Annotated in this window: 29 protein-coding genes; 27 read left to right on the top strand and 2 right to left on the bottom strand. The window is 64.7% G+C overall.

Annotation, left to right across the window (positions count from 1 at the left end; all coding sequences use genetic code 11):
* The 22 genes from rplV to radC all read left to right on the top strand — a co-directional run bounded on the left by rplV (position 1) and on the right by radC (position 14,444).
* The gene (gene rplV, locus ARC39_RS23070) at positions 1–381 is read left to right on the top strand and encodes a 50S ribosomal protein L22 (protein WP_068118559.1); all 381 of its coding nucleotides are present in this window, start codon (positions 1–3) and stop codon (positions 379–381) included.
* On the top strand, positions 381–1,103 hold the full coding sequence (gene rpsC, locus ARC39_RS23065) for a 30S ribosomal protein S3 (protein ID WP_068118556.1): 723 nt from the start codon (positions 381–383) through the stop codon (positions 1,101–1,103). The genes rplV and rpsC overlap by 1 nt, the downstream gene beginning before the upstream one ends.
* A gap of 12 nt (positions 1,104–1,115) precedes the next feature.
* Complete coding sequence (rplP, locus tag ARC39_RS23060; RefSeq protein WP_068118555.1) at positions 1,116–1,529, top strand: 50S ribosomal protein L16; 414 nt, start codon at positions 1,116–1,118, stop codon at positions 1,527–1,529.
* Positions 1,530–2,111: 582 nt separating this feature from the next.
* The gene (locus tag ARC39_RS23055) at positions 2,112–2,732 is read left to right on the top strand and encodes a 2OG-Fe(II) oxygenase family protein (RefSeq protein WP_068118554.1); all 621 of its coding nucleotides are present in this window, start codon (positions 2,112–2,114) and stop codon (positions 2,730–2,732) included.
* A gap of 122 nt (positions 2,733–2,854) precedes the next feature.
* On the top strand, positions 2,855–3,082 hold the full coding sequence (locus ARC39_RS23050; protein WP_068118553.1) for a hypothetical protein: 228 nt from the start codon (positions 2,855–2,857) through the stop codon (positions 3,080–3,082).
* Positions 3,083–3,526: 444 nt separating this feature from the next.
* On the top strand, positions 3,527–3,826 hold the full coding sequence (locus tag ARC39_RS25450; protein WP_201455795.1) for a type II toxin-antitoxin system death-on-curing family toxin: 300 nt from the start codon (positions 3,527–3,529) through the stop codon (positions 3,824–3,826).
* Between the two features lie 241 nt (positions 3,827–4,067).
* Positions 4,068–4,286, top strand: coding sequence for a 50S ribosomal protein L29 (gene rpmC / locus ARC39_RS23040; protein ID WP_068118547.1), 219 nt, complete (start codon positions 4,068–4,070; stop codon positions 4,284–4,286).
* A 5-nt stretch (positions 4,287–4,291) separates the two neighbouring features.
* A complete protein-coding gene (gene rpsQ, locus ARC39_RS23035) occupies positions 4,292–4,522 on the top strand; it encodes a 30S ribosomal protein S17 (RefSeq protein ID WP_068118545.1) in 231 nt (76 codons plus the stop codon).
* Positions 4,523–4,599: 77 nt separating this feature from the next.
* A complete protein-coding gene (gene rplN, locus ARC39_RS23030) occupies positions 4,600–4,968 on the top strand; it encodes a 50S ribosomal protein L14 (RefSeq protein ID WP_011567679.1) in 369 nt (122 codons plus the stop codon).
* Complete coding sequence (gene rplX, locus ARC39_RS23025; RefSeq protein ID WP_068118543.1) at positions 4,968–5,273, top strand: 50S ribosomal protein L24; 306 nt, start codon at positions 4,968–4,970, stop codon at positions 5,271–5,273. Before rplN ends, rplX begins: the two co-directional genes overlap by 1 nt.
* A complete protein-coding gene (gene rplE, locus ARC39_RS23020) occupies positions 5,273–5,833 on the top strand; it encodes a 50S ribosomal protein L5 (protein WP_068118540.1) in 561 nt (186 codons plus the stop codon). Before rplX ends, rplE begins: the two co-directional genes overlap by 1 nt.
* Positions 5,834–5,847: 14 nt before the next feature.
* The gene (rpsN, locus tag ARC39_RS23015; protein ID WP_068118536.1) at positions 5,848–6,153 is read left to right on the top strand and encodes a 30S ribosomal protein S14; all 306 of its coding nucleotides are present in this window, start codon (positions 5,848–5,850) and stop codon (positions 6,151–6,153) included.
* A 12-nt stretch (positions 6,154–6,165) separates the two neighbouring features.
* Positions 6,166–6,555, top strand: coding sequence for a 30S ribosomal protein S8 (gene rpsH / locus ARC39_RS23010; RefSeq protein WP_068118534.1), 390 nt, complete (start codon positions 6,166–6,168; stop codon positions 6,553–6,555).
* Positions 6,556–6,567: 12 nt separating this feature from the next.
* The gene (rplF, locus tag ARC39_RS23005; protein WP_068118533.1) at positions 6,568–7,101 is read left to right on the top strand and encodes a 50S ribosomal protein L6; all 534 of its coding nucleotides are present in this window, start codon (positions 6,568–6,570) and stop codon (positions 7,099–7,101) included.
* A gap of 11 nt (positions 7,102–7,112) precedes the next feature.
* The gene (gene rplR / locus ARC39_RS23000) at positions 7,113–7,472 is read left to right on the top strand and encodes a 50S ribosomal protein L18 (protein WP_068118530.1); all 360 of its coding nucleotides are present in this window, start codon (positions 7,113–7,115) and stop codon (positions 7,470–7,472) included.
* Between the two features lie 122 nt (positions 7,473–7,594).
* Positions 7,595–8,182 carry a 30S ribosomal protein S5 gene (rpsE, locus tag ARC39_RS22995; RefSeq protein WP_068118527.1) on the top strand — a complete coding sequence of 196 codons (588 nt, stop codon included), beginning with the start codon at positions 7,595–7,597 and terminating at the stop codon, positions 8,180–8,182.
* A 12-nt stretch (positions 8,183–8,194) separates the two neighbouring features.
* Positions 8,195–8,383 (top strand): 50S ribosomal protein L30, encoded by a 189-nt coding sequence (rpmD, locus tag ARC39_RS22990; RefSeq protein WP_068118526.1) that lies wholly within the window; start codon positions 8,195–8,197, stop codon positions 8,381–8,383.
* Between the two features lie 231 nt (positions 8,384–8,614).
* On the top strand, positions 8,615–10,465 hold the full coding sequence (locus tag ARC39_RS22985) for a glycerophosphodiester phosphodiesterase (protein ID WP_068118524.1): 1,851 nt from the start codon (positions 8,615–8,617) through the stop codon (positions 10,463–10,465).
* A complete protein-coding gene (locus ARC39_RS22980; protein ID WP_068118519.1) occupies positions 10,452–11,033 on the top strand; it encodes a hypothetical protein in 582 nt (193 codons plus the stop codon). The genes ARC39_RS22985 and ARC39_RS22980 overlap by 14 nt, the downstream gene beginning before the upstream one ends.
* Before the next feature lie 384 nt (positions 11,034–11,417).
* On the top strand, positions 11,418–11,903 hold the full coding sequence (gene rplO / locus ARC39_RS22975) for a 50S ribosomal protein L15 (RefSeq protein WP_068118516.1): 486 nt from the start codon (positions 11,418–11,420) through the stop codon (positions 11,901–11,903).
* A 100-nt stretch (positions 11,904–12,003) separates the two neighbouring features.
* Entirely contained in the window at positions 12,004–13,359 is a 1,356-nt protein-coding gene (gene secY, locus ARC39_RS22970; RefSeq protein ID WP_068118514.1) for a preprotein translocase subunit SecY, read from the top strand.
* A 134-nt stretch (positions 13,360–13,493) separates the two neighbouring features.
* The gene (gene radC / locus ARC39_RS22965; RefSeq protein ID WP_078059436.1) at positions 13,494–14,444 is read left to right on the top strand and encodes a RadC family protein; all 951 of its coding nucleotides are present in this window, start codon (positions 13,494–13,496) and stop codon (positions 14,442–14,444) included.
* A 345-nt stretch (positions 14,445–14,789) separates the two neighbouring features.
* Here the strand turns inward: radC and adh are convergent, their stop codons facing one another.
* Positions 14,790–16,313 (bottom strand): aldehyde dehydrogenase, encoded by a 1,524-nt coding sequence (gene adh, locus ARC39_RS22960; protein WP_068118511.1) that lies wholly within the window; start codon positions 16,311–16,313, stop codon positions 14,790–14,792.
* Positions 16,314–16,440: 127 nt separating this feature from the next.
* The gene (locus ARC39_RS22955; RefSeq protein WP_068118509.1) at positions 16,441–17,397 is read right to left on the bottom strand and encodes a GAF domain-containing protein; all 957 of its coding nucleotides are present in this window, start codon (positions 17,395–17,397) and stop codon (positions 16,441–16,443) included.
* A 439-nt stretch (positions 17,398–17,836) separates the two neighbouring features.
* Between ARC39_RS22955 and rpsM the strand changes: the two genes are divergently transcribed.
* From rpsM to ARC39_RS22925, 5 genes are all read left to right on the top strand, one after another.
* On the top strand, positions 17,837–18,205 hold the full coding sequence (gene rpsM, locus ARC39_RS22945; protein ID WP_068118504.1) for a 30S ribosomal protein S13: 369 nt from the start codon (positions 17,837–17,839) through the stop codon (positions 18,203–18,205).
* A gap of 15 nt (positions 18,206–18,220) precedes the next feature.
* Complete coding sequence (gene rpsK / locus ARC39_RS22940; protein WP_068118502.1) at positions 18,221–18,610, top strand: 30S ribosomal protein S11; 390 nt, start codon at positions 18,221–18,223, stop codon at positions 18,608–18,610.
* A gap of 118 nt (positions 18,611–18,728) precedes the next feature.
* Positions 18,729–19,745, top strand: a complete 1,017-nt coding sequence (locus ARC39_RS22935; protein ID WP_068118578.1) for a DNA-directed RNA polymerase subunit alpha — start codon at positions 18,729–18,731, stop codon at positions 19,743–19,745.
* Positions 19,746–19,949: 204 nt separating this feature from the next.
* Positions 19,950–20,363, top strand: coding sequence for a 50S ribosomal protein L17 (gene rplQ / locus ARC39_RS22930; protein ID WP_068118501.1), 414 nt, complete (start codon positions 19,950–19,952; stop codon positions 20,361–20,363).
* 179 nt (positions 20,364–20,542) lie between these two features.
* Entirely contained in the window at positions 20,543–21,154 is a 612-nt protein-coding gene (locus tag ARC39_RS22925; RefSeq protein WP_068118500.1) for an autoinducer binding domain-containing protein, read from the top strand.
* Positions 21,155–21,158 lie beyond the last annotated feature (4 nt).

Genomic DNA, 21,158 nt, shown 5'->3' with positions numbered 1-21,158 from the left:
ATGGGCAAGGATAAGAATCCCCGCCGCGTGGCGGAGAACGAAGCGATGGCGAAGGTCCGCATGCTGCGCACCTCGCCGCAGAAGCTGAACCTCGTTGCGGCGATGATCCGCGGCAAGAAGGTCGAGAAGGCCCTGACGGACCTGACCTTCTCCAAGCGCCGGATCGCCGAGGACGTGAAGAAATGCCTTCAGTCCGCAATCGCCAACGCCGAGAACAACCACAACCTGGACGTGGACGAGCTGATCGTCGCGGAAGCCTGGGTCGGCAAGAACCTGACCATGAAGCGCGGTCGCCCGCGGGCGCGCGGTCGGTACGGCCGGATCAACAAGCCCTTCGCGGAACTGACCATCAAGGTCCGCCAGGTCGAGGAGCAAGCCTAATGGGTCATAAAGTAAATCCGATCGGCATGCGCCTGCAGGTGAACCGCACCTGGGACAGCCGCTGGTACGCCGACACCAAGGACTACGGCGATCTCCTTCTCGAAGACATCGCGATCCGCGAGTACATCGAGAAAGAGTGCAAGCAGGCCGGTGTGTCCAAGGTGATCATCGAGCGCCCGCACAAGAAGTGCCGCGTGACCATCCACACCGCCCGCCCCGGTGTCATCATCGGCAAGAAAGGCGCTGACATCGAGGTGCTTCGCAAGAAGCTCGCCAAGATGACCGACTCGGAACTGCACCTCAACATCGTCGAGGTCCGCAAGCCGGAGCTGGACGGGCAGCTGGTGGCCGAGAGCATCGCGCAACAGCTGGAGCGCCGGGTATCCTTCCGCCGCGCCATGAAGCGCGCCGTGCAGAACGCCATGCGCATGGGGGCCCTGGGTATCCGGGTCAACGTCGCCGGCCGTTTGGGCGGCGCGGAGATCGCGCGGACCGAGTGGTACCGTGAGGGCCGCGTGCCCCTGCACACCCTGCGGGCCGATATCGACTATGCGACCTCCGAGGCCATGACCCCCTACGGGATCATCGGCATCAAGGTCTGGATCTTCAAAGGCGAGATCATGGAGCACGACCCGTCGGCCCGTGATCGCAAGGCCCAGGAGCTCCAGGAAGGTCCCGCGCCCCGTGGCGCCGGCGGCGGTCGCCGCGACCGTGACCGGTAAGGAGTAAGCGAGATGCTGCAACCAAAGCGCACAAAATTCCGCAAGCTGCACAAGGGCCGAATCCGTGGCGAAGCCAAGGGTGGGTTCGACCTCGCCTTCGGTCACTACGGCCTGAAGGCCATCCAGCCGGAACGGGTCACCGCCCGCCAGATCGAAGCCGCCCGCCGGGCCATGACGCGCCACATGAAGCGTCAGGGCCGCGTGTGGATCCGGATCTTCCCGGATACGCCGGTTACCTCCAAGCCCACCGAGGTTCGGATGGGTAAAGGTAAGGGCTCGGTCGATTACTGGGCCGCCAAGGTGAAGCCCGGCCGCGTGATGTTCGAGATCGACGGTGTCTCCGACGACGTCGCCCGCGAGGCCCTGCGCCTCGCCGCGATGAAGCTGCCGATCAAGACCCGGATCGTGGTCCGCGAGGACTGGTAGGTCCTACCGAACGCCTGCAGTTTCGCGGAGATCGAGGATTTCCGCGGACCGTCAGCCGCAGAATATGGAAAACCCCCGCTGCGAGCAGCGGGGGTTTTCCTATTGTCGGTGTACGGAGACGGTGATGTTTGGCCGGTTTGCCGAAGCTCCGGTCATTCCTCCGGTTTGACCGTATGGTCGCTCAGATCCCAGACTTTTGATTTCTGCTGTGATGCACAAATACGAGCTTGGCGACGGAGCGGTCGTTGGCTGCGTCGGCAACACGCACATACGAGAGCCGTGCCGGTGCCGGCCCGTGGGATGGCGCCGCAACGGTCGTTCCACGCGATTTATCGTGACGATCCGGAGAAGATCAGACTGGAGCACTTGCGTCGAGAGAGCGCCAGCCCGCCGGAACGGGCCGGCGCTGGCACGGCGGCTTTGCCTTGATTCCGTGCCAGGGTGTTTTTCTCCAACGGCAGCAATGCGCAGGAAGTCGACCTCTACGTCACGGTGAGCGCCGTTTCCGCGCGTCGAAGATTTGCTGCCGGTTGTCGGCCGATACGCCTCGTCCTTTCGTCAGGGCTGCGCTAAGAGACCGCCATGCCACAGATAGACTCCCTCTTCGTCACCCGTCTCTACCGCGCCGCGCTCAAGGAGCAGGGCAAGCCCATCGACCCCGCGGAACTTGAAAATTCCTGTCTCGTCATTGCCGAGGATGACGAGGCCGGGCAGCGCTGGTGCGCGGAGGTGGGATATCCCGGCTATACCTCTTATGCCTCGCTGACGGACCTGCCCTGGCGGTTCCCGATCTTTGCCGATCTGAAGGACGCGCTGGATGCCCATGTCGCCGCATTCGCTGAGGATCTGGAGTTTGACCTCGACGGGCGGGAGCTGAAGCTGGAAGATCTGTGGATCAATATCCTGCCCGAGGGCGGCACCCATGCCTCCCACATCCATCCGCACAGCGTGATCAGCGGCACCACCTATGTCGCCATGCCCGAGGGCGCGAGTGCGCTGAAGCTGGAGGACCCGCGGTCGGGCCGGATGATGGCCGCCCCGGCGCGCAAGAAGAACGCGCGGCGCGAGTTGCAGACCTTCATCTACATGAAGCCGGCGGTGGGCGAGGTGCTGCTCTGGGAGAGCTGGCTGCGTCACGAGGTGCCGATGAACATGTCGGATGACGAGCGAATCAGCGTGAGCTTCAACTACGCCTGGGCGTGACGCGCATCGTCGTTTGAAGTCTTTGCATTGCGGGAATGCGCTCCGCGCGCTGGCACGCCGCGGGTGACGGTTCTATGACCGGAGGTGTTGGAAGGCCCCAATCCAAACCGCGAGGTCAAGAGATGATCCTTCAATCCCAGGATTCCGTCGAAGCCGAGAACGAGGCCCGCCTGCGGGTGGTGCGCTATTACTCCGACGTATGCTCGGAGCTGGTGCCCGACGCGGTACGCGAGCAGCGCCTTGCGCAGGTGCGCGAACTCGAGGCGAAGACCGACGCGGAACTGGAAGAACTCGGTATCTTCCGGGAAGACATCGTCGACCACGTATTCCAGGAAGCGCATTTCGTCTGACGAGATCGTCTGGCGCTTGTGGCCGGACGGTGCGCCAGTATTGCTCCCGGTCGGGCGGGTTGGAATGGAGGCCAGACGTCGGTATGGTGACCGGCTGATGTGCGTTCCGAACGCGCTAGATGCCCAGATTGGGACGCATTACTCTTTGTGAGCTTAGCCTACGCGACTATATGTGGCGCTATAGGAGATCGGCGCATGGCGAAGAACACGACAATCAAGGGCGGCACTGTTACGCGGAACGCGAAGACGGGACGAGTTGTTGAAGTGACGACCCGCAAAGGTGTGTCCAAGGCTTCGCCAAAATCCCGGGAGACGGCCAAGACGGCATCTTCGAAGCGTAGCTCCGCCTTGACGAGATTGGCCAATCGCTAGTCACTACCGGATAAACTGGCAGACGCATTCACGGCCCATGACGAGGCGCTGCATTATGGCGGTCTCGACGGCGTGAACGACATTGGCTTGATCGAGTCCGCCATCGAGCGGCCTTACTCCGGGTACCACAGGCCGATTGCAAGGAAATGTGCGGCGCTCCTGCATTCGATGGTAAAGAACCATGGGTTCGTGGATGGGAACAAGCGGACCGCTTGGCTTCTGGTCGAAATCTTGATTGGCCGCAGCGGGTATGAACTCGGAATCCCGGACGACTGGCCAGTGGACGATCTGGTTGTGGCGGTAGCCGATGGGAGCGTAGGGTTTGACGAACTTGTCGTTTGGTTCAAGCCGCGACTGTTCAAGACAGATTAAGACCACTCCGGACATCGCGCGAGGTTTGCCGCGACGCAAAAGGTCACGCGATACATCGAACGGGCGGCGTGGGTGCGTCGGCCTTTTTTCCTTGCCCTTTCACAGACTCACCCTTATAGAGCGGCATCTCACGCGGCCCGGGGACGGGATTCGTGTGTTGTGACGTCTAATCATCCGCCAGGATCCCGAGTGACCCTGACCTATCCGGGGGCTCACTGGCGTTTTGAGAAAGGAAATGGCGATGAACGCCACCGAACTTCGCGATCAGACTCCGGACCAGCTCCGCGAGAAACTGACCGATCTGAAGAAAGAAGCCTTCAACCTGCGCTTTCAGCAGGCCACCGGCGCCATGGAAAACACCGCGCGCATGCGCCAGGTCCGCCGCGACGTGGCCCGTGTGAAGACGGTTCTGAACGAAAAGGCGGCCGCGGCCGCGACCAGCAACGAAGCGGAGGCCTGAGAGACATGCCCAAGCGTATCCTTCAAGGCACCGTGACCAGCGACCAGAACGAGCAGACCGTGACCGTTCTGGTGGAGCGCCGCTACAAGCACCCGCTGCTGCACAAGACCGTGCGGAGCTCCAAGAAGTACCGGGCCCACGACCCGAAGAACGAGTTCAAGGTTGGCGACACCGTCCGTATCCAGGAATGTGCGCCGATCTCGAAGACCAAGCGCTGGGAGGTGGTGACGGCCTAACAGCCAAACCACACCCGGTTTGATCGAAACCCTGGGGGGAAGAACCAGAACACCCCTCACAGGTCGGGAGAAACCTCATGATCCAGATGCAGACCAATCTGGATGTCGCTGACAACTCCGGTGCGCGCCGGGTTCAGTGCATCAAGGTCCTCGGCGGCTCGAAGCGGAAATACGCCTCCGTGGGCGACATCATCGTGGTGTCGGTCAAGGAAGCCATCCCGCGTGGCCGCGTGAAGAAGGGTGACGTGCGCAAGGCCGTCGTCGTCCGGACCGCCAAGGAAGTGCGTCGGGAGGATGGCACCGCCATTCGTTTCGACCGCAACGCCGCCGTCATTCTCAACAACAACAACGAGCCGATCGGCACCCGTATCTTCGGGCCGGTGGTTCGCGAGCTGCGTGCGAAGAACTTCATGAAGATCATCTCGCTCGCCCCGGAGGTGCTCTGATGGCTGCCAAACTCCGCAAAGGTGACAAGGTCATCGTCCTTGCCGGCAAGGACAAGGGCAAGACCGGCGAGATCGAGACGGTCGACCCGAAGGCCGGCAAGGCCGTCGTGGGCGGCATCAACATCGCCGTGCGCCACCAGCGCCAGACCCAGGCCTCCCAGGGTGGCCGCATGGCCAAGGCCATGCCGATCGACCTGAGCAACCTGGCTATCGTCGACGCCAATGGCAAACCGAGCCGCGTCGGCTTCCGCGAGGAAGACGGCAAGAAGGTCCGCTTCGCCAAGACCACGGGAGACGCGATCTGATGCTCGACGCCGATTACACCCCGCGCCTGAAGGCCCATTACAACGGCACGATCCGTCCGGCCCTGAAGGAAGAGTTCTCCTACAAGAACGATATGCAGATCCCCAAGCTGGAGAAGATCGTTCTGAACATCGGTGCCGGCACCGAGGCCGTGAAGGATTCCAAGAAGGCCAAGTCGGCCGCGGATGACCTGACCGCCATCGCCGGCCAGCAGGCCGTGATCACCAAGGCCAAGAAGTCGATCGCGACCTTCCGCGTCCGCGAAGGCATGCCGCTCGGCTCCAAGGTGACCCTGCGTGGCGACCGGATGTACGAATTCCTCGACCGCCTGATCACCATCGCGCTGCCCCGCGTCCGCGACTTCCGCGGCGTTTCCGGCAAGTCCTTCGATGGCCGTGGCAACTACGCCATGGGGCTCAAGGAACACATCGTCTTCCCCGAGATCGACTTCGACAAGGTCGATGAAGCCTGGGGGCTGGACATCGTTATCTGCACCACCGCGCCGACCGACGCGGAAGCCAAGGCGCTGTTGAAGCATTTCAACATGCCGTTCAACAGCTGAGGGGATCCGGACCTATGGCTAAGAAATCCATGATCGAACGCGAGAAGAAGCGCCAGAAGCTTGTCGAGCAATACGCCGCCAAGCGCGCCGCGCTGAAGGAAATCGCGAATGACGAAGAGCGCCCGATGGAAGAGCGGTTCAAGGCCCGGCTGAAGCTGGCCAAGCTGCCCCGCAATTCCTCGGCCACCCGCCTTCACAACCGTTGCCAGCTCTCGGGCCGCCCCAAGGCGTATTACCGCAAGCTGAAGATGTCGCGGATCGCGCTGCGGGACCTTGCCTCCGAAGGGCAGATCCCCGGCATGGTCAAGTCGAGCTGGTAAGGAGGAGAACACATGAACGATCCTCTTGGTGATATGCTGACCCGCATCCGCAACGCTCAGATGCGCGGCAAGTCCACCGTCCGTACACCGGCCTCCAAGCTTCGTGCCTGGGTTCTGGATGTGCTGGCCGACGAGGGCTACATCCGCGGCTACGAGAAGGTTGCGGATACTCAGCACCCCGAAATCGAAATCTCGCTGAAGTACTTCGACGGCACCCCGGTCATTCGCGAACTTAAGCGCGTTTCCAAGCCCGGCCGCCGCGTGTACATGAGCGTGAACGACATCCCGTCGGTCCGTCAGGGCCTGGGTGTTTCCATCGTCTCCACGTCCAAGGGCGTGATGTCGGATGCAGCGGCTCGCTCCAACAATGTTGGCGGCGAAGTTCTCTGCACCGTCTTCTAAGGAGGGTGACACATGTCTCGTATTGGTAAGAAACCGGTCGAGCTGCCGTCGGGCGTTTCCGCGTCCCTCTCCGGCCAGACCATCGAGGTGAAGGGGCCGAAAGGCACCCTGAGCTTCACCGCCACCGACGACGTCACCCTGACGGTCGAGGACAACCAGGTGAGCGTGGACCCGCGCGGCAAGTCGAAGCGCGCCCGCCAGCAGTGGGGCATGTCCCGCACGATGGTCGGGAACCTCGTCACCGGTGTCACCGAAGGCTTCAAGAAGGAGCTGGAGATCCAGGGTGTGGGTTACCGGGCTCAGATGCAGGGCAACACGCTCAAGCTGAACCTCGGCCTCAGCCACGACGTCGACTTCCCGATCCCCGACGGTGTGACCGTCACCTGCCCGAAGCAGACGGAAATCGTCGTCGAAGGCAGCGATGCGCAGCTCGTGGGCCAGGTGGCCGCGAACATTCGCGACTGGCGCCGGCCGGAGCCCTACAAGGGCAAGGGCATCCGCTACAAGGGCGAGTTCATCTTCCGCAAGGAAGGCAAGAAGAAGTAAGGACGAGATAGATGGCAAACAGCAAACGGGACCTGTTCCTCAAGCGCCGCCTGCGCGTCCGGAACAAACTTCGCAAGACCAACCCGGGCAAGCTGCGCCTTTCGGTGCACCGCTCGGGCAAGAACATCAGCGCGCAGCTGATCGACGACGTGCAGGGCAAGACCCTCGCGGCCGCCTCCACGCTGGAGAAGGACCTCGGCGTCGTCGGCAAGAACAACGTGGAAGCCGCCGCCAAGGTTGGCTCCGCGCTTGCCGAACGCGCGAAGAAGGCCGGCGTCGAGGAGTGCTACTTCGACCGCGGCGGCTTCCTCTTCCACGGCAAGGTGAAGGCCCTGGCCGACGCCGCGCGCGAAGGTGGTCTGAAGTTCTGAACCCTGTGGGCGGCCCCCGGGCCGCCCCGATGATCCGGGGGCGCCGCATGCGGGGCTCACCAGGATTGAGCAAACGAAGGCCGAAGCCAACACGGACTGGGCCATGAGAGAAGGAATGCCGAATGGCAGAACGTGAAAACCGCCGGGGCAACCGCCGCGACCGCGACGAAACCCCCGAATTCGCCGATCGCCTGGTTGCGATCAACCGCGTCAGCAAGACCGTCAAGGGCGGTAAGCGCTTCGGCTTTGCCGCGCTCGTGGTCGTTGGCGACCAGAAGGGCCGCGTCGGCTTTGGCAAGGGCAAGGCCAAGGAGGTCCCCGAGGCCATCCGCAAGGCCACCGAGCAAGCCAAGCGCCAGATGATCCGCGTGCCGCTGCGCGAAGGCCGCACGCTGCACCACGATATCGAGGGTCGCCACGGTGCTGGCCGCGTCGTGATGCGGACCGCCCCGCAAGGTACCGGTATCATCGCCGGTGGTCCGATGCGTGCCGTTTTCGAGATGCTGGGCGTTCATGACGTCGTCGCCAAATCCATTGGCACGCAGAACCCCTACAACATGATCCGCGCCACCCTGGACGGTCTGAAGAAGGAATCGAGCCCCCGCATGGTCGCGCAGCGCCGCGGCAAGAAGGTGGCCGACATCCTGAAGAAGCCGGAAGAGGCCCCTGCCGCTGCGGAAGCGCCGGCCGAAGCCCCGGCCGAAGCGTAAGGAGACGGAGACATGGCAAAAACCATCGTCGTGAAGCAGATCGGCTCGCCGATCCGCCGCCCCGAGATCCAGCGCAAGACGCTGATCGGCCTGGGGCTCAACAAGATGCACAAGACGCGCGAACTCGAAGACACGCCCGCGATCCGCGGCATGGTCAACAAGATCCCGCATCTGGTGGAGATCGTCGAAGAGAAGGGCTGAGCCCCTGTCTTCGTAGTATTGGAAAGGGCGGTCCGCGTGGCCGCCCTTTGCCTTTTCGGGGTGCCGTCCCGAGAACGGCCCCAAATCCCGCCCGGACCCGGGGTGAATGCCGCCCGGCGCGGTCGATTTTCGCCAAACGGTGGGCGCCCGACCCGCGGCCGGCGGGGATTGCGGGGCTATCCGGCTGCAATCAACGCGTTATAAATGAGCGCGAAGCAGTCGGAGAGTCTCATGTTGAACATGCCCCTGCGGGCCGTTGGTGACGCGTTTCACGAGGCATGGCGGCTGCGCTGGCCGTTCCTGCTGTCGCATCTCGTGTTCAGCCTCGTGGTGGCGGCGGTCCTTGCGCCGGCGCTGGCGCTGACGTTGCGGCTGGCAATTGCCCTGTCGGGAAAGCCGGCGCTGTCGGATTTCGACATCGCGATGTTCCTGGTGTCTCCGGTCGGTTTCGTGGCGGCCCTCGTGGTCGCAAGCCTGCTGCTGAGCACCTACGTGCTCGATATCTCCTTCATGATGGCGATTGCGCTCGACGCGCGGCGGAACCGGCAACGGCGGTTCGAGGCGGGCGTGGCGGCGATCGTGCCGAAGTTCTTCCGGATCGTCGGCTTCGCCTGGCGGCTGTTGCTGCGGATCGTGGCGATCGTGGCGCCCTTCGTGCTGTTGTCCCTTGTTGTCGTGCAACACCGGCTGACCGAGTACGACATCAACTATTACCTTGCCGAGCATCCGCCGGAATTCGTGCAGGCGGCGGTCCTGATCGGCGTGATGATGCTGGCGATGCTGGCCCTGCTCGTCCGGAGCCTGATGGGGTGGGCGGTCGCCCTGCCGCTGGTTCTGTTCGAGGACGTCGCACCGAGGGACAGCTTCGGCGAGAGCGCGCGGCGCATGGCGGGCCAGCGGCTCGACCTTTTCGTGACGCTGCTCGTCTGGGCGGGCGTTTCGCTGATCGCCGTGGCGGTGCCCTTCGCCATCGTCAGTGGCGGCGCCGGATTGGCCGCCGACGCGATCGGCCTGAACCTCACGCGGCTTGCCGCCGTCCTGTTCGTATTCGCGGGGATCTGGGCGCTGCTGAACCTGCTGGTGACGACGCTGACCACCGGCGCGCTGGCCGACCTGCTGATGGAGCGGGCCGGCTGGCCCGGAACCGCCGGGATCACCCCCAACGTGGAGAAGGAACGCGGGACCCTGCGCCTGGCGCTCTTTGTCGGGCTGGTCGTCGCGGCGGTGTTCGGGATCGGCGGCGGCGTGGATCTGGCGGCACGCCGGGGGGCGGACGGCGAGGTGGACATCATCGCGCACCGTGGCGCCGCCGGGCTCCGGCCGGAGAACACCATGGCCTCCTTCGCGCTGGCGATCGAGGACGAGGCGACCTGGGTGGAGCTCGATGTTCAGGAGAGCGCCGACGGCGAGGTCATCGTGGTGCATGACAGCGATTTCATGAAGCTCGCCGGCAACCCCCTGAAGGTCTGGGACGCGACATCGGACGAGCTGGCGGAGATCGACATCGGCAGCTGGTTCGGATCGGAGTATTCCGGCGAGCGGACCCCGACGCTGCGACAGGCGCTGGAGCTTGCCAAGGACAGCGGCTCGGGGGTTCTGATCGAGCTGAAATACTACGGTCACGACGAGATGCTGGAGCAGCGGGTCGCCGATATCGTCGCCGAAACCGGGATGGAGGATCAGGTCGAGGCGATGAGCCTGAAATACGAGGCCGTCCAGAAGATGAAGGCATTGCGGCCGGACTGGACGGTGGGCCTGCTGGCGGCGCAATCGGTGGGCCGGTTGTGGGAGCTGGAGGCGGATTTCCTGGCCGTGAACATGGCTATGGCGACACCGTACCTCGTCCGCAACGCCCGCGAAGCCGGCAAGCCGCTCTATGTCTGGACGGTCAACGACCCGCTGGCGATGTCGCACATGCTGAGCCTTGGCGTGAACGGGCTGATCACCGACGAACCGGCACTGGCACGCGAGGTTCTGGCACAGCGGGCCAGTCTTGGCGGCGCGGAACGACTGGTCCTGGCGCTTGGCAACCGGCTCGGCCTGAGCGTCGACGACAAGGTCTATCGCGATGGCTCGCCCTAGGGCGTCCGCGGTCCTCGTGGCCGGCATCCTCGGCCTGGGCGCCGCCCCGGCGCAGGCGGAGGCAGACTGGACAGCGCAGCTTGCCCGTTCGGTGGAACTGCCGTCGCACGAATGGCTCGCCAAGCGGCGGCGGGAACCGGGTGCGGAGCTGACCCCCTTCACGACGGATGGCTGTTCCGGGGGCATGTCGAGCCTCTGGACCTTCACCGCCGAACGGTTTCCCGCGTTCGCGGAGGCCCACGAAGGCATTCCGCCTTGGGAAGCCTGCTGCGTGACCCACGACCGGGCCTATCACACCGGCGGACCCGACCCCGACCCGGAGGCGAGCTTCGAGGCGCGGCTGGCGGCCGACGGGGCGTTGAAAACCTGCGTGGCCGCCACCGCGGACAGCCGCGACGCGGTGCTGCAGGATCTCTACGGCCTCGACGAAGCGCAGGTGCGTCAGGTCTACCGCGCGATTTCAGAGGCGATGTTCCAGGCGGTCCGGCTTGGCGGCGGCCCCTGTACCGGCCTGCCCTGGCGGTGGGGCTACGGCTGGCCGCAATGCTGGGAGGCGTCGGGGGAGTGAGTGGCATTCGAGCCGGCTCCGCGCGGGGCAGGTCTTGTGCCGAGGGTGGAACGCTTTCCCCTGCGCGGGACAAGGCCGTCAGGCCGCCGCGCATCGCCAGTCCGCCCCCCCCCATCCCGGCGATTGGGGGACGTTTGCACGGCGTTCGGAGGCCAGTCGGGGCGACACGATAAAGCGCCTTGCCCCGGCGTTGGGTCGCCGCCCCACGGACCGGCGATGCGCGGCTTGGTGTGGGGTGGCACACCTCGTTGTGCGCTCTTGATCGCGGTGCCCATTGCCTCTATACGCCTCCGGTGGTCCTTCGGGACCCGACTCGACACAACAAGAAATGCCGTGGTCGGCCGCTCCCGTCGCTGGGGGCCGCATCCGGCAAGGAGAAGCGACATGAAACTGAACGAACTGAGCCCCGCCGAGGGCTCCACCCCGAAGAAAAAGCGCATCGGCCGTGGTCCCGGCTCCGGCAAGGGCAAGACCGCCGGCCGTGGTATCAAGGGTCAGAAATCCCGCTCGGGTGTGGCTCTGAACGGCTACGAGGGTGGCCAGATGCCGCTCTACATGCGCCTGCCCAAGCGCGGCTTCAACAAGCCGAACCGCAAATCCTGGGCCGTGGTGAACCTCGGCATCCTCCAGAAATTCATCGACGCCGGCAAGATCGACGCCAAGCAGCCGATCACCGAGGCCGTCCTGGTCGAGTCGGGCCTCGTGCGCCGCAAGCTCGACGGTATCCGCGTGCTCGCCAAGGGCGAGTTCGGTGCCAAGGTGGACCTGCAGGTCTCCGGCGCGTCGAAATCCGCCGTTGCGGCCGTGGAAAAGGCCGGCGGCTCGCTGACAGTCACGTCTTCGGCAGCGACAGAGGCCGCGGCCGAATAAGAGGTTGTGAGGGGCGGGAATGCCCCTTACTTAACTTCCAGTTTTCCAGCGCCGCCGACCGGGAAACGGTTCGGCGGCGCGCGCGCAAGAGAGACAGCCAATGGCATCAGCAGCAGAGCAAATGGCGGCCAACATGAGCTGGGCCGCCCTGGGCAAGGCCACCGAGCTCCGCCAGCGCATCCTTTTCACCCTCGGTCTTCTGATCGTCTACCGGCTCGGCACCTATATTCCGGTGCCGGGAATCGACGGCCAGGCGCTGCGGGACTTCATGGATCAGGCGGCGGCCGGGATCGGCGGCATCCTGACCATGTTCACCGGCGGCGCGCTGGGGCGGATGGGGATCTTTGCGCTCGGCATCATGCCCTACATCTCCGCCTCGATCATCATCCAGCTGATGACCGCCATGGTCCCGCAGCTGGAGCAGTTGAAGAAAGAGGGCGAGCAGGGCCGCAAGAAGATCAACCAGTACACGCGCTACGGCACCGTGTTGCTTGCGACCTTCCAGGCCTACGGGCTGGCGGTGAGCCTCGAAGCCGGCGGGCTGGCGCATGATCCGGGCTGGTTCTTCCGCGCCGCCGTGGTGATCACGCTTGTCGGCGGTACGATGTTCCTGATGTGGCTGGGCGAGCAGATCACCGCCCGCGGCGTGGGCAACGGTATTTCGCTGATCATCTTCGTCGGTATCATCGCCGAGGTTCCGGCGGCGCTGGCGCAGTTCTTCGCCTCCGGCCGGTCCGGTGCGATCAGCCCGGCGGTGATCATCGGTATCCTCGTCATGATGGTGGCGCTCGTGGCCTTCGTGGTCTTCATGGAGCGCGCGCTCCGGAAGATCCACATCCAGTATCCGCGCCGCCAGGTGGGGATGAAGGTCTATGATGGCGGCTCCAGCCACCTGCCGATCAAGGTGAACCCGGCGGGCGTGATCCCGGCGATCTTCGCCTCCTCGCTGCTGTTGCTGCCGACCACGATCGCCACCTTCTCCGGTGGCAATACGGGCCCGGTGATGTCGACGATCATGGCCTATTTCGGCCCCGGACAGCCGCTCTACCTGCTGTTCTTCGCCTCCATGATCATCTTCTTCACCTACTTCTACACCGAGAACGTGTCGTTCAAGACCGAGGACGTGGCGGACAACCTGAAGAACCAGAACGGTTTCGTGCCGGGTATCCGCCCGGGTGCCAAGACGGCCGAGTACCTGGACTACGTGGTGCGCCGCGTGCTCGTTCTGGGCTCTGCCTACCTGGCGGCGGTCTGTCTCTTCCCGGAGATCCTGCGCAACCAGCTTGCGATCCCGTTCTACTTCGGCGGCACCTCGGTGCTGATCGTCGTGTCGGTGACGATGGACACGATCCAGCAGGTCCAGTCGCATCTGCTGGCGCACCAGTACGAGGGGCTGATCGAGAAGTCGCAGCTTCGCGGCAAGAAGCGGCCCCGCAAGGCGCCGGCGCGCCGCTGACATCGGCCTAACCCTTGATCGAGCGGGCGCCTTCGGGCGCCCGTTTTCGTCTCCGGCGCGGGTGCGCTTACCTGCTGTTAACCATTCACGGTGTTTGGTGTGCGACGTGGGGCCATGTCGGAGCACAGCGGCGCATGTCGAAGATCTGGGATCGAATTGCCGGGATCGGCGCGAAACGTCCGGAGGCGGGCGCCGGGCAGGGGGGTCTGTTTCGCAATGATGTGCCGCCCGATGCGCCCGGCGGGTTTTCGGAAGCGGCCCTGAAGGGGCTGGACGAGCTTGAGGCCCGCCTTCCGCCGCCCGGCGCCGAAACGCGCCCCGCAAGCCAGCCGAGCTACCGGCAGACCGCGCGCCTGAAGGCCGATGCGGCGGCCGGCGGCGGGTTGGTGCGGGGCGAGGACGGGCAGGCGCGGCCGCATTACTGGGGCCATCGGGAGCGGCTCCGGCAAAGGTTCCTCTCCGGCGGTCACGCGGCCATGCCGGAATACGAGCTGCTGGAGATGCTCCTGTTCAATGCCATCCCGCGGATCGACACCAAGCCCCTGGCAAAGCGCCTGCTCGCCGCCTTCGGCGACTTGAACGGCGTGATCGCGGCCCCGCAGGCGCGGCTGCTGGAAGTCGATGGCGCGACGGAGAAGGTCTATTACCAACTGCGTCTGGCCGAGGCCTTTGCGCATCGGATGGCGCGGGCCAGGGTGATGCAGCGCCACGTGCTCTCGTCGTGGGACGCGCTGATGGAATATTGCAAGACGGTCATGGCGCATCGGGACACCGAGCAGTTCCGGGTGCTCTACCTCGACCGCAAGAACAACCTCGTCGCGGACGAGGCGCAGGCCGAGGGGACGGTGGACCACGTTCCCGTCTACCCGCGCGAGATCGTGAAGCGGGCGCTGGAGCTCAATGCGAGCGCTGTGATCCTCGTGCACAACCACCCCTCGGGCGACCCGTCGCCGTCGAACGAGGACATCGTGATGACCGACCGGATTGCGGATGCCTGCCAGGCCGTGGGGATCACGATCCACGACCATGTGGTGATCGGCAAGGCGGAGAACGCCTCCTTCCGACAGCTCGGCTATCTCGGCTGAAACCACGGCGCACGGCGCCTGCTGGCATATGGGGGACCCCGACGGTCCGGGGTGTGGCGCGCGGACTCGCTGCGCCCATCGCGTTGGACAGGGCGCCGGGCGGGCCCGCCGCGGGTGGCGCCGGCGGAATTCCGGTCATCGTCCGGACAGCCAGAAGGGTGTCGCTTCCAGATCGCGGCATCAGGTATTGCCGGTCGCGTTTGGATCTTCGGTCTGAGACGGCGGCTGGCGAGCGAGGGTTCGGGCGGGACGGTCCGAATGAATTGTCCCGCCGCCCGGGAGGTGGCGGCGGGACGCTCCGGCTTGCGCGCCGGGGGAAGGTGGCGCGCGCGGGGAAGGTCGGGATCAGAAGAAGCCGAGCTTGTTGGGGTTATAGGAAACCAGCATGTTCTTGGTCTGCTGGTAGTGATCCAGCATCATCTTGTGGGTTTCGCGCCCGATGCCGGATTGCTTGTAGCCGCCGAAGGCCGCGTGGGCGGGGTAGGCGTGGTAATTGTTCACCCAGACGCGCCCGGCCTCGATATGGCGGCCGAAGCGGTAGCAGGTGTTGATATCGCGCGACCAGACCCCGGCGCCGAGGCCGTACATCGTGTCATTGGCGATATGCAGCGCCTCCTCTTCGTCCTTGAAGGTCGTGACCGAGACCACGGGGCCGAAGATCTCCTCCTGGAACACGCGCATGGAGTTCTGACCCTTGAGGATCGTGGGCTGGATGTAGAAGCCGTTCTCCAGCTCGCCGCCCAGATGCGCGGCATCGCCGCCCACCAGCACCTCGGCGCCCTCTTCGCGGCCGATGGTGAAGTAGGACATGATCTTGTCCTGCTGCTCGGCGCTCGCCTGGGCGCCGACCATCGTCTCCATGTCGCGCGGGTCGCCCTGCTTGATGGCCTTCACGCGGTCAATGGCGCGCTCGATGAAGGCGTCGTAGATATCCTCCTGGATCAGCGCCCGCGACGGGCAGGTGCAGACCTCGCCCTGGTTGAAGGCGAAGAGCACGAAACCCTCGACCGCCTTGTCGAGGAAGGCATCGTCCTCGCGCATCACGTCGGAGAAGAAGATGTTGGGGGACTTGCCGCCCAGTTCCAGCGTCACCGGGATCAGGTTCTCGGTGGCGTATTGCATGATCATGCGGCCCGTCTGGGTGGAGCCGGTGAAGGCGATCTTGGCGATACGGTTGGAGCGCGCGAGCGGCGCGCCGACTTCGGCGCCATAGCCGTTGACGACGTTCAGGACACCGTCGGGCAGTAGATCGGCGATCAGTTCGACGAGGACCATGATCGCGGCCGGGGTCTGCTCGGCCGGCTTCAGCACGATGCAGTTGCCTGCCGCCAGCGCGGGAGCCAGTTTCCACGCCGCCATCAGGATGGAGAAGTTCCAGGGGATGATCTGGCCCACGACGCCAAGCGGCTCGTGGTAGTGGTAGGCCACGGTGTCGGCGTCGATCTCCGACATCGAGCCTTCCTGTCCGCGCAGCACACCGGCGAAGTAGCGGAAGTGGTCGACCGAGAGCGGAATGTCGGCAGCGGTTGTCTCGCGGATCGGCTTGCCGTTGTCCCAGGTCTCGGCCATGGCGAGCAACTCGATGTTCTCCTCCAGCCGGTCGGCGATCTTCAGAAGGACGTTGGAGCGTTCGGCGGCCGAGGTGGTGCCCCAGGCCTCGCGCGCGGCGTGGGCGGCATCGAGCGCCAATTCAACGTCCGCACCGTCGGAGCGGGCACATTCGCAGATCTTGGCGCCGGTGATCGGCGTCGTGTTGTCGAAATAGCGGCCGTTCACCGGTGGCGTGAAGCGGCCGCCGATGAAGTTGTCGTAGCGCTGCTTGAAGGGCGAAGCATGGATTGCGTCTGCCGTGCGGGTCATCTCGTTCATAGGGCGTCCTCCTGTTCGTCCGGCTCCTCCGGCCGGGTTCGAGGAAGATCGCCATGAAGCGTCCCTGCGTCAGCCCCGGCGCGGATGGCCGGTCGGCCAAGGTGTCTCAGCACTGAGACAGGTGGGCTCAGCTTTCGTCGAGGCCAAGCCGTTTCATGCGGCGATAGAGCGTGGCGCGCGCGATACCGAGCTGCCGCGCAGCCTGGGAGACGTTCCCCCCGGCGCGCGTCAGGGCGCGGACCACCGCCGCCTTCTCGGCCTTTTCGAATCCGGTCGGTCCGTCGTCGCGGCCCAGGATATCGACGGCCGGGCGCGGGGCGAGCGGGCCTGTCCCGAGGTCGAACACCCGCCGGGCCTCCCGCGTGGCGCCGATGACGAGGTCATGGGTGTCGATGGCCAGCAGCGTTGCCGATTCGGTGTCGTCGCAATCGGCAACCACGATCCGGGCCTCGGGAAAGGCGGCGCGGAAGTTCGCCTCTTCGATGGCGCGCGCGGTCTGGGTCACCTGCGCGCCGATCAGCCGGTTGAAACCCTCTGTCTGGTCGGCGCGGGCGGACGAGATGTCGAGCGCGGCGACGATCTCGCCATTGCTCCCGAAGATCGGCGCATCAATGCAGCTCATTGCCGTGTTGCGGGCGTAGAAGTGTTCGTCGCGATGGATGATCAGCCGGCGCTGTTCGGTCAGGCAGGTGCCGATACCGTTGGTGCCCTCGCGGGCCTCGCTCCAGTCGCTCCCGGCGACAAGCCCCCAGCTCTCGAAGGTTTTGGCATCGCTGTCGGCGATTCGCTGGTCGAGGATGACCCCGTCGGTATCGGTCAGCAGAACCGCGCAGCCCGATTGCCCGACGAGCGTGAAGAGCTGGTCGAGCCGCGGGGCGGCGATGGTCAGAAAGGTCTCCAGGCTCTCGCGGCGCTGGCGCAGGTTGCCGCCGTCGACACGCTCCGGAAGCCGTGTCTCGGCCGGATCGAGCCCGTGCTTCTGGGCCGAGCGCCGCCAGCTCGCCGCAAGGCGCGAGCGTGCCGCCGCGCTGGACGACTGGGCGGTTTCAAGGACCTTTTCGACATGTCCGGTGTAACGGGTCATCCTGTCCTCACGGAATGGGGTGGTGAGTTTGTTACGGATGCGCGGGCATTCGCGCAAGTATATTTCGCGATGCGCGGGCTGGGCGGCAGCGGGCCGCAGCCGCCGGGGAGCCGGTGTGCGGGCGTGCAGGACCGGTTGACGCGCGCCTTCGGATCGGTTTCATTGCGTGTGATGGTGGCCGGACGCGGCGCGTGAATCCGGCGGAGTGAAGGGGTCCGGAATCGGGGCCTTGACCACCCATACGTAATCTATTACTTGACAGCCCTCATCCGAGAATCGCCGTCGACTGTTCGACCCATGCGGTATGTCGCGAGGGAGCCTTGAAAGGCGGCAGGCGACTCGGTGCGAAACCTCTCCCGCTGGCGGCACGCCAACGGGAAAACTGTTGTGAAAAAAGGTTCTGGCGCTACGGAACCGCAACCATGAAGGAACATACCTCTTGGCACGTATTGCAGGGGTCAACATCCCGACAGCCAAGCGCGTCCCGATCGCGCTCACCTACATCACCGGAATCGGCACCTCGTCCGCCGCGGAAATCTGCTCGGCCGTGGGCATCGACGTGACGCGTCGCGTGAACGAACTCTCCGACGCCGAGGTTCTGGCGATCCGCGAGCACATCGACGCGAACTACACCGTTGAAGGCGACCTGCGTCGCGAGACCCAGATGAACATCAAGCGTCTGATGGACCTCGGCTGCTATCGCGGCCTGCGCCATCGCCGCAACCTGCCCGTGCGCGGCCAGCGCACCCATACCAATGCCCGCACCCGCAAGGGCCCGGCCAAGCCGATTGCCGGCAAGAAGAAGTAAGGGAGGGCAGAAGATATGGCTCGTGACAAGCGTCCTTCGAAGCGCAAGGTTTCCAAGAACATCGCCGCTGGCGTTGCGCATGTGAACTCCTCGTTCAACAACACCAAGATCCTGATTTCCGACGTGCAGGGCAACGCGATCTCCTGGTCGTCCGCCGGTACGATGGGCTTCAAGGGTTCCCGGAAGTCGACCCCCTACGCCGCCCAGATGGCCGCCGAAGATGCTGGCCGCAAGGCGCAGGAACACGGCGTGAAAACGCTGGAGGTCGAGGTTCAGGGGCCGGGCTCCGGCCGCGAGAGCGCATTGCGTGCCCTTGCTGCCGTCGGGTTCAACATCACGTCGATTCGCGACGTGACGCCGATTGCACACAACGGCTGCCGTCCTCCGAAGCGCCGCCGCGTCTGAGGAACTGGCCCGACACTACCGGACCGCGCCGTAACGGGTGCGGTCCGTTCTGGCATTTTGACCCTCGGGCGTTCGTCTCGTCGGACATGGGAGGCGAACAGGTATGGAGGCAACATACATGATCCACAAGAACTGGCAGGAACTGATCAAGCCCACCCAGCTGGAGGTCAAGCCCGGCGCCGATGCGAGCCGCAAGGCGACTGTGGTGGCCGAACCCCTCGAGCGGGGTTTTGGTCTGACGCTCGGCAATGCCCTGCGCCGCGTTCTGCTGTCGTCGCTCCAGGGCGCCGCCATCACCAGCGTACAGATCGACAACGTCCTGCACGAGTTTTCCAGCGTTGCCGGTGTGCGTGAAGACGTCACCGATATCGTGCTCAACCTCAAGGGTGTTGCCATCCGCATGGATGTCGACGGACCCAAGCGCCTGTCGATCTCCGCGAAGGGGCCGGGTGCCGTGACCGCCGGCGAGATTTCGGAATCGGCGGGGATCGAGATCCTGAACAAGGATCACATCATCTGTCACCTCGACGAAGGTGCGGACCTCTACGTCGAACTGACCGTCAACACGGGCAAGGGCTATGTCGCCGCCGACAAGAACCGCCCGGAAGACGCACCGATCGGTCTGATTCCGATCGACGCGATCTATTCGCCGGTCAAGAAGGTCTCCTACGACGTGCAGCCGACCCGCGAGGGCCAGGTGCTCGACTATGACAAGCTGACGATGAAGATCGAGACCGACGGGTCGGTCACCCCGGACGACGCGCTCGCCTTTGCCGCGCGCATCCTGCAGGACCAGCTGTCGATCTTCGTCAACTTCGAGGAGCCGGAAGCCGCCGGCCGCCAGGAAGAGGACGATGGGCTGGAGTTCAACCCGCTTCTGTTGAAGAAGGTGGACGAGCTGGAACTCTCTGTCCGCTCGGCGAACTGCCTGAAGAACGACAATATCGTCTACATCGGCGACCTGATCCAGAAGACCGAAGCCGAGATGCTCCGCACCCCGAACTTCGGCCGCAAGTCGCTCAACGAGATCAAGGAAGTGCTCTCGGGCATGGGCCTGCACCTCGGCATGGATGTCGAGGAATGGCCGCCGGAGAACATCGAGGATCTCGCCAAGAAATTCGAAGATCAGTTCTGATCTTCGATCTGGGCGCGCCGCTCAGGCGCGTCCGAACAACCGGCCTCTCGTCGATTTGCCCGAACCGGGCATTTCGCCTGTTGGCCAACGGTGATTTTCAAAACGGGAATCACCCTGGGCATCCCGCCCCAAGGAGAGCGACCCGCACGCATGGGTCGCCGGACAAAGCAAAACCGCCCGTAGAGGGCACGAAGGAGAAGACACATGCGTCACGCCCGCGGATACCGCCGCCTGAACCGTACGCACGAGCACCGCAAGGCGCTCTTTGCCAACATGGCCGGCTCGTTGATCGAGCATGAGCAGATCAAGACGACCCTGCCCAAGGCCAAGGAACTCAAGCCGATTGTCGAGAAGCTGATCACGCTCGGCAAGCGCGGCGACCTGCACGCCCGGCGCCTGGCCGCGTCGCGCCTCAAGCAGGACAAGCATGTCGCGAAGCTTTTCGACGTGCTGGGCCCGCGGTACGCGGAGCGCAACGGTGGTTGCGTGCGCGTTCTGAAGGCCGGCTTCCGCTACGGCGACATGGCCCCGATGGCGATCATCGAACTGGTCGACCGCGACGTCGACGCCAAGGGTGCCGACGACCGTGCGCGCGAGGAAGCGGCCGACGAGGCGTAAGCACCGTCGCCACGGACAAGACGAAGCCCTCGGATCATTCGGGGGCTTTTTTCGTAGGAGCGCCAGAAATCGACGCCTAATGTTGATACGGCGATGCGAGGGCATTCCCGGAATGGTTACGAATAATTGCGGGTGCCAATATGACAATCGCCTCCGACACCCCTAGATAGTGAGCCAGTATGGCGGAACGCGCGACAATAGATAAGGAACTCACGGATCTGGCCGTGTTGGCCCCGGCCGGGTATTTCGTGGGTTTGCATATTCGTTTCGCCTCGCCACTGCTGACGTATCAGACCTACAATCCGGCCTGGATCGAGCACTACACGGCCAATGCCTACGCGATGCGCGATCCGATGACCGCCTGGGGGTTTTCGACCGAAGGCGCCGCGCGCTGGAGCGAGATCGACATTCCCGATCCGTTCGGAATCATGCTTGAAGCGGACCAGTTCGGCCTCACCTTCGGGGTGCAGGTTTCGGTTGGTCCGATCGTATCGCGCACAATCGCCGGGGCCGCGCGTTCGGACCGGGAATTCAACGACGCGGAGATCAAGGCCATTTCGGGGATTGTGGGCCGCCTCCATGCCCTGACCGAGCCCCCCGAACGGCTGACCCCGGCCCAGACGGAGGCGCTGAGACTCATTGCGGCCGGCGACAGGCACGCAGCGGCCGCGGCAAAGCTCAACATCTCCGAGAGCGCGTTGAAGGCGCGGCTCACCTCTGCCCGTCAGAGACTCATGGCCCGGACGACCGCCGAAGCCATCCAGCGCGCGAAGGATGCCCGCCTGCTATAGTCCG

Source organism: Tropicimonas marinistellae (genome assembly GCF_001509585.1).
Lineage (GTDB): Bacteria > Pseudomonadota > Alphaproteobacteria > Rhodobacterales > Rhodobacteraceae > Tropicimonas > Tropicimonas marinistellae.
Note: the sequence above shows the minus strand (reverse complement) of the source record. Positions and strands in the feature narration are given on the sequence as shown.